The following is a 7160-nucleotide window of genomic DNA, read 5'->3' on the forward strand; positions in this document are numbered from 1 at the left end:
GTTCTGGTGTGGATCTCGGAGAGGATCTCGTTCCATGACGACTAGCGCGCCGACGGTGGAGGTTGCGCCCGAACCGGTGATCGATCGCACGCTCGAATCGCGAGGGCGGCGACTCCGTGGTCATCTCGTACTCGCCGCGATCGCGGCAGTCTGCGCCTTCCCGATCTACTGGTTGTTCGCAACGTCCCTGCGGCAGCCGGGCGACGTACTCTCCCTCACCCCCGTACCGTGGCCGTTGTCGATCGACAACTATGTGGATGCGGCCGAGAAGGTCGATGTCTTCCGGTTGCTTGCCAATACGTTCGGGGTCGCGCTGGTGTCCGCCATCGGTCAGCTCCTGGTGGCACTGCTGGCGTCCTACGCGTTCGCCATGTACACCTTCAGATTTCGGGGACTGCTCTATCTGGCATTCGTCGGAACGTGGCTGGTGCCGTTCCAGGTGACGATGCTTCCGAATTACGTGCTGCTGTACCAGCTGGGATTGATCAACAACCTCGCCGGAGTGATCGTGCCGACGCTGTGCTCGGCACTCGGGGTTCTCATGCTTCGCCAGCACATGGCGAGCTTTCCGAAAGATCTGGTAGCGGCGGCGAAGCTGGACGGGCGCTCCTCCTGGTCGATCCTGTGGACCGTGGTGGTGCCGAACCAGCGGCCTGCTCTCGCCGCACTGTCGATCCTGCTGTTCATCAATTCATGGAACGAGTACTTCTGGCCCGCAGTGGTGCTGCAACGGAGCAATTCCGTACTCCAGCTCGGTCTGCGCAGCTTCATGGGAACCGAGGGCGACGACTGGGGCCCGATGATGGCCGTCGCTGGGCTCGCGTGCTTGCCCGTCTTCGTCCTCTACATCGTGTTGCAGCGGCACATCGTCAATGCCTTCGTTCGATCCGGCCTCAAATAGTCCCCACCCCACGCATCCACTCCACGCACTCACTCGCCGGTGACCTCACGGAATTATCCCTGCAACCGTCGACTCCTACCCTGCCGAGAATCGGCAGGGTTGGAGGACGAGGAGGGTGCGCCTGTGCCGGTCGGACGGCTCAGGCATCGATCCTCTCGGTAGCCGGCCGGGTGGTGTAGTTCTCCACATCGAAGTGCCTGGTGCGCTCCCGGAACTTCCAGGTGAACGTCGGCCACATCACAGAGTTGCGGCCCTTCTCGTCGATGTACCAGCTGTGACAGCCACCCGAATTCCACACCGTACCAGCCAGTTCGGGGTCGAGCTCAGCCGTGTACCGTTCGACCGACGCGGCGGTCACCTCGACGGCCGACAGATGCTGGTTGCGCATGGTGCGCAGAGCATCCGCGATGTAGGTGGCCTGGGATTCGAGCATGTAGACGATCGAACTGTGACCGAGGTTGGTGTTCGGCCCGTACATCAGGAAGAGATTCGGAAAGCCGTGCACCGATATCCCGAGATGCGCGGACGGGCTGCCGCCCCAGTGCTCGGCCAGCGTCTCACCTTTCACACCCCGGATATGGTGCGCAACAGGCGGTTCCGTGGGCGTGAAGCCGGTGCCGAAGATGATCGCGTCGACCGGACGCTCGGATCCGGTGTCGTCGACGACTCCTGTCTCGGTGACCGCGGCGAGCCCAGACGCCACCACCGTGACGTCGGGACGAGTCATCGTCGGCAGCCAGTCGTTGGACAGCAGGATCCGTTTGCACATGATCGTGAACCGGGGAGTCAGCTTCTGCCGCAGTTCCGGATCGGGCACCTGCTTGCGCAGGATCGACAGCGCTCGCCGCTCGAACAGCGGGACGAGCCACTTGCGCGCGAAGGGCTTCGTCATTCCGATGACGTACAACTCTTTCTGCCCGTAGACGGCGCCCCGGACGAGTTTCTGTGCCGCCGGAAACCGCCTGTACAGCTCGCGCACCGGAGCCGCGATGGTGTGATCGTGCTTGGGCATGACCCACGACGCGGTGCGCTGGAACAGCGTGAGATGGTCGACCTGATCGACGATGGCGGGTACGAATTGGATGGCCGAGGCGCCGGTGCCGATCACCGCCACCCTCCTGCCCGTCAGGTCGTAATCGTGGTCCCACTCCGCCGAGTGGAACTTGGCGCCCCGGAAGGTGTCGAGGCCGGGCACGTCCGGGTAGGACGGCGTAGACAGGGCACCGGTGGCAGAGACCAGGACATCGGCGGTCAGCTCACCTCGCGACGTCGACACCAGCCAGCGGGCCTGTTCGTCGTCCCACTGCGCATCACGGAGTTCGCAGCCGAACACCGTCCGGTCCGTCACACCCTCCTGCCGCGCGACACGGCGCAGGTAGGCGTAGATCTCCTCCCCCGTCCCGTGTGCCTTGGACCAACTCGGTTCGGGCGCAAAGGAGAACGAATACAGGGCACTGGGGACGTCGCACGCACTGCCCGGATACATGTTGACCCGCCAGGTGCCGCCGACGTCGTCGCCGCGTTCGATCACGAGCACGTCGGCGTGCGGGTCTTCACGCAGGAGCGTCGCCGCCATGCCGATGCCACCGAAACCGGCGCCGACGACGAGAGTCTGCACGTGCTGCGGGAGGATGTCGAGGCTCACTTCATCACCAATGCCTTCCAGACCGGAAGCAGTCGCTCCCGGAACTCATGATGGGTTTGCGGGGTCCGCATAAGTGCCGAGACGGCGAAGCCGCGGGCCAATTCGATACTGAGATCGATGGCGTCGAGACCGACGCGTTCACCCATGATTTCGAGGCACCCCACGCGGAGCGCGTCGGACACCTTCCGTTCGAGGGGGATCATCGCCTCGTGCAACGCAGGATCGGTACGGGCAGCCACCCACAACTCCAGCGCCGCGTCGAAGAGTGGACCGGTGAACGCGTCGAGGAGCGCGTCGATACCGAACTCGGGGTCGGGCCGGGCGCGGAGAATCTCGTCGAGTCGCTTGTCCACCAGGTGCGCGACTGCGGCGACGACGAGCGATTCCTTCGTCGGAAAGTGATGCAACTGCGCACCACGCGAGACGCCGGCCCGCTTTGCGATGCCCTGCGTGCTCGTGCCGGAATAACCGAGTTCGACGAGGGAATCGACCGCGGCGTCGAGCAGCTTGGCGCGCGTCGCGGCGGTGCGCTGCACCTGGGTGCGTGGGGCCTCGGTCCCAGTGTCTCGGATCACAGCACGAAGCTTAACCCGAAACCAACAAACAGTCCAGACTGCTTTTAAGTTGGGCGTGTCGTAGGGACACCGAGCCACCCGTGCGCGTCGCGCCGGCCCAGGAATCAGCACGTCCCAGCCCCACGACGCAGTGGCGCCCGGTGGAACCGGCAGCGTCGACCGCGCCGGGTAGGGGTTGCCGACCTGGCCGCACAGAATCCCGAAGGCAGTCGACGCTGCACCGGCCGACAACGCCAAGCAGGGCGCCCGCCTCCCCCGCGCCCGCCGGCGCGTCACCGGTCTTTCCTCGGTGCGGGAACAGAGTGGCCGGCCCGCGACGGCAGCCGGACGACCGACGTCCTCAGCTGCGCCACTCGGGTGAGGCCCGCGGCGCACATGACGTGGTTCGCGATCTCCGCGACTCGTCGATTGACAGGCGGCAACGGCTATAAGACGAACAGCCGAGCGAAAATTCCTATCGCAATGGTCGAATTGCGGCCAGTGTTCCCTCATTACGATGTACATCGTCCTGGTGCTCGACACAGTCGAGGAAGGAATAGACCGCGGGATTCACCTCGATGCTTCGCCACACCGCGTACAAATCGATGGTCGGAACCGGATCGAAAAGCTCCACCGCCATCGAGTTGGCACCCATCACGCCCAAACCGGCCGAGGTCGCTCGTGGTAGAGACGCGAAGCCGACCATCGGCCTGACGGACACCATGTGCGCAGTCGCCCCCGGATCATCAGCCGTCTGGGCAACATCGAGTGCAATCCTGCTGTCCGACGCCGCCGTGAAGATGGAGTCGTACATCGCGGGACATTGCTCTCGCGAGAACATCACACATCGCTGATTCGCCAACTCGGCGAACGGCACTCCTGCTCTTCCCGCCCAGCTGTGACCCTTCCCGACGACGGCGACCAGAGGAATGTTCCGCAGGACGAGCCGATACCGGAACTCTGCCGTACGGGGGTGCCCGTACACCAATGCCACATCCAGCGCGCCGTCGGCGAGGTCGGCGAGTTGAGGTCCGGTTCGTTTCTCCCACAACGAGATCACGACATCCGGATGTACAGCACTCATCCTGGCCAGCGCCGACGGCAGGACGTGACGGCTGGCCGGAAGGTTGTATCCGATGTTCAGTGATCCGGCGCGGCCGTCCGCCGTCGCCTTCGCGATGCGAGAGGCCTTCTCCATCTGCAGAACGATCAGGCGCGCCTGGGCCTCGAACTCCTTGCCCGCCGAGGTCAATCTCACCTCATGCGAATTCCTCGAGACCAGCTGAACCCCGAGTGACTTCTCGAGCTTCTGCAACTGCGCGCTCACGGACGGTTGCGCGAGATGCAGGCGGCTGGCAGCCCTTCCGAAATGCAGTTCCTCGGCGATAGTGATGAATGAGACGAGATGTCTGAATTCCATAGTCACTCCCCGGTTCCTCGTGGCACAAGGCTAGCCACCCGGCATAACAGCACGTGAACTGCACGAACACACGGCACGCCGCACGTGTGAGCGCTCAGTGAACGAGTCCGGGGCACGTCAGAAGAGGGTGAGCGCCGGTCCCGTGGGCGCGGCTCCGACGAGCTCGCGTTCGTCGTTGCCGCCGGCTCCTTCCTTATCTGCCTTACCCTCGTCATCTGCCTTACCCTCGTCATCTGCCTTACCCTCGTCACGGTGTTGGGCACCCGCGCCCAGCCCATACCGCTCGACTAGCGGGTCCACGCGCTTGCGCAGCCACGCCGTGTACTCGGACGTGACATACGGTCCACGCCCGTACAGTTGCCGGTACTGGCGGATCAGCGCCGGATGCGCTGTTGCCAGCCAGTTCATGAACCACCCCTTGGTGCTGCCACGCAGATGCATGGGGAATGCCGTGACGCCGCAAGCACCCGCTTCGGCGATGGATTCGAGGAGTCCGTCGAGATGGCGCACCGAATCCGTCAGGAAGGGAATCACCGGAGCCACCATCACATTGCATGGAAGTCCCGCGTCGGTGACGGCTCGAATCAGGTCGAGACGCGCCATGGGACTGGGCGTGCCCGGCTCGAGGGACTTCTGCAGTTCGACATCGTGAATCGCCAGCGATACGCCGATGCTCACCGGCACCTGCTGCGCCGCGAGCGTCAAGAGCGGAAGATCCCGGCGCAGCAACGTGCCCTTGGTCAGGATCGAGAACGGCGTCCCGGATTCGGCGAGTGCCCGGATGATGCCCGGCATGAGCCGGTACCGGCCTTCTGCCCGCTGGTAGGGATCGGTGTTGGTTCCGAGGGCCACATGCTCACGCTTCCACGACTTTCGCCCCAGTTCCTTGCGCAGCACTGCCACAACATTGGTCTTGACCACGATCTGCTTGTCGAAATCCTGGCCCGCGTCGAAGTCGAGATATTCGTGAGTGGGCCTGGCGAAGCAGCAGCGACACGCATGCGAGCACCCGCGAAAAGCATTGACGGTGAACCGGAAGGGTAGTTGCGACTCCTCGGGCATCCTGTTCAGCGCACTCTTGCAGAGCACCTCGTGAAAGGTGATGCCGTCGAACTCTGGGGTGTGCACACTGCGCACGAGCTCGGATCGTTCCAGCCCCGGCAACGCGCCGTCGTCGGCATCGAGCGCTTGCCCATCCCACCTCATGCCTATATGCGAACATGTGTTCTAACACCTGTCAAGACCGCGGCCGACCTTCACCACGACCCTCACCGGTCGCACCGACCGGGGCGGTTGACACAATGACGCACATGTCGAACAGAAACAACGTCTCGTCCGGTTCCGAGTGGGAGGGCAAGATCGGCTACTCGCGTGCCGTGCGCATCGGGCAGCTGGTGTCGGTATCGGGTACCACCGCCTCGGGCCCCGACGGCCCCGTCGGGGGCGACGATCTCGGGGAACAGACGCGGGAAGCGCTCCGTCGCATCGAAGCTGCCCTGACCGAAGCCGGAGCGAGCACTGCGGACGTCGTCCGCACCCGGATGTACCTGACGGACATCAGCCGCTGGGAGGAGGCGGGCACTGCACACGGCGAGATGTTCGGCGAAATTCGTCCGGCCACCACGATTCTCGAGGTCAGCGCCCTGATCGCGCCCGAACTGTTGATCGAGATCGAGGCCGACGCGGTGGTGACGGACTGAGATCTCGCTGTCTCCTGTCTCCGCATCCGCCGAGACAGGAGACACCGTTACGGCGCGCGGATCACGAACTGAATCGGATCGTCGCCTGTCCCCGCCTGTGCTCGCGCACCCCGCAGCCGTGAGTTAAAGTCTCACGAACGCTTATCACCTTGGGGGGGTTATCTTGAGCGATGTTTTCGTCGTCACGGACGGCATTCGAAGTTACGGCGCCACCGCGGCACAGGCGGCCGAACAGATCACCAGCGCGGCCGCAATCGATCTCGCCGCCAACATCGCGGCACTGGCACCCGTTCTGGGCCCCATCGGGGCCGATTTTCTCGCCTCCTTCGCCGCCGCGCAACTCACCCACGCGCGGTCCGTCGCCGAGCTCGCGGTGCACTATGCGGAGACTTCGGCCGCCGCCCACGCCACCGCAGACTCCTACGACTCGACGGACCACGCGAGCGCCTCCGCGGTCGCGTGGACGAGCGGACAGCTCGGAGGCCTCGCATGAGTTCTCCAGAAATCCCGGCTCCTCCGGGTTCCGAATCGATCCTCGATCTTCTCCAGGGATCACCGCTCGGCGGCGCACTGAACACGCCGCTGCCGAGCACGCCCCTCGAGGGGCTGCGGGACTCCGCGCTCGCCCCACTTCTCGACACGCCGATCGGCAACCCCGGAGCCCCCGGCCTCCCGGAACTCCCTGCGCTGCCACAACTTCCGCCGCTGCCACAACTTCCTCCGCTGCCACAACTTCCTCCGCTGCCACATCTTCCACCCCTGCCACATCTTCCACCCCTGCCGGAAAATCCCGTCGACGCGTTATTGCAGGGCCAGGCACTCCCTGCGCTTCCCGGAGTCGACGCCTTGTTCAAGCCACTCACCGACCTTGCCCGGGCATTCGGTTCCGGGACCTTCGGATCCTTCGATCCCACCTCCATCTTCGACATGTCCTCGGGAC

General features: G+C 64.5%; 7 protein-coding genes and 1 pseudogene. 4 read left to right on the plus strand and 4 right to left on the minus strand.

The genetic code is table 11. The features are described 5' to 3' along the window. Positions 1-34: 34 nt before the first annotated feature. Positions 35-901 carry a carbohydrate ABC transporter permease gene (locus tag WAW17_RS12215; protein ID WP_422333240.1) on the plus strand — a complete coding sequence of 289 codons (867 nt, stop codon included), beginning with the start codon at positions 35-37 and terminating at the stop codon, positions 899-901. 139 nt (positions 902-1040) lie between these two features. Here WAW17_RS12215 and WAW17_RS12220 read toward each other — a convergent pair whose 3' ends face one another. The 4 genes from WAW17_RS12220 to WAW17_RS12235 all read right to left on the minus strand — a co-directional run bounded on the left by WAW17_RS12220 (position 1041) and on the right by WAW17_RS12235 (position 5726). Next, positions 1041-2546 (minus strand): flavin-containing monooxygenase, encoded by a 1506-nt coding sequence (locus WAW17_RS12220; protein ID WP_422333241.1) that lies wholly within the window; start codon positions 2544-2546, stop codon positions 1041-1043. Then, entirely contained in the window at positions 2543-3121 is a 579-nt protein-coding gene (locus tag WAW17_RS12225; RefSeq protein WP_422333242.1) for a TetR/AcrR family transcriptional regulator, read from the minus strand. The genes WAW17_RS12220 and WAW17_RS12225 overlap by 4 nt, the downstream gene beginning before the upstream one ends. A gap of 454 nt (positions 3122-3575) precedes the next feature. Then, a complete protein-coding gene (locus WAW17_RS12230) occupies positions 3576-4520 on the minus strand; it encodes a LysR substrate-binding domain-containing protein (protein WP_422333243.1) in 945 nt (314 codons plus the stop codon). A gap of 117 nt (positions 4521-4637) precedes the next feature. Continuing rightward, the gene (locus WAW17_RS12235; RefSeq protein WP_422333244.1) at positions 4638-5726 is read right to left on the minus strand and encodes an Rv2578c family radical SAM protein; all 1089 of its coding nucleotides are present in this window, start codon (positions 5724-5726) and stop codon (positions 4638-4640) included. Between the two features lie 95 nt (positions 5727-5821). Here WAW17_RS12235 and WAW17_RS12240 point away from each other — a divergent pair, with 95 nt between their 5' ends. The 3 genes and pseudogenes from WAW17_RS12240 to WAW17_RS12250 all read left to right on the plus strand — a co-directional run. Continuing rightward, a complete protein-coding gene (locus WAW17_RS12240; RefSeq protein ID WP_422333245.1) occupies positions 5822-6220 on the plus strand; it encodes a RidA family protein in 399 nt (132 codons plus the stop codon). A 163-nt stretch (positions 6221-6383) separates the two neighbouring features. After that, positions 6384-6713 (plus strand): type VII secretion target, encoded by a 330-nt coding sequence (locus WAW17_RS12245; protein ID WP_422333246.1) that lies wholly within the window; start codon positions 6384-6386, stop codon positions 6711-6713. Continuing rightward, a pseudogene (locus WAW17_RS12250) lies at positions 6710-7160 on the plus strand (hypothetical protein); the annotation flags it as partial. The gene WAW17_RS12245 and the pseudogene WAW17_RS12250, both read left to right, overlap by 4 nt.

It is taken from the genome of Rhodococcus sp. (in: high G+C Gram-positive bacteria) (genome assembly GCF_049286785.1).
Lineage (GTDB): Bacteria > Actinomycetota > Actinomycetes > Mycobacteriales > Mycobacteriaceae > Rhodococcus_F.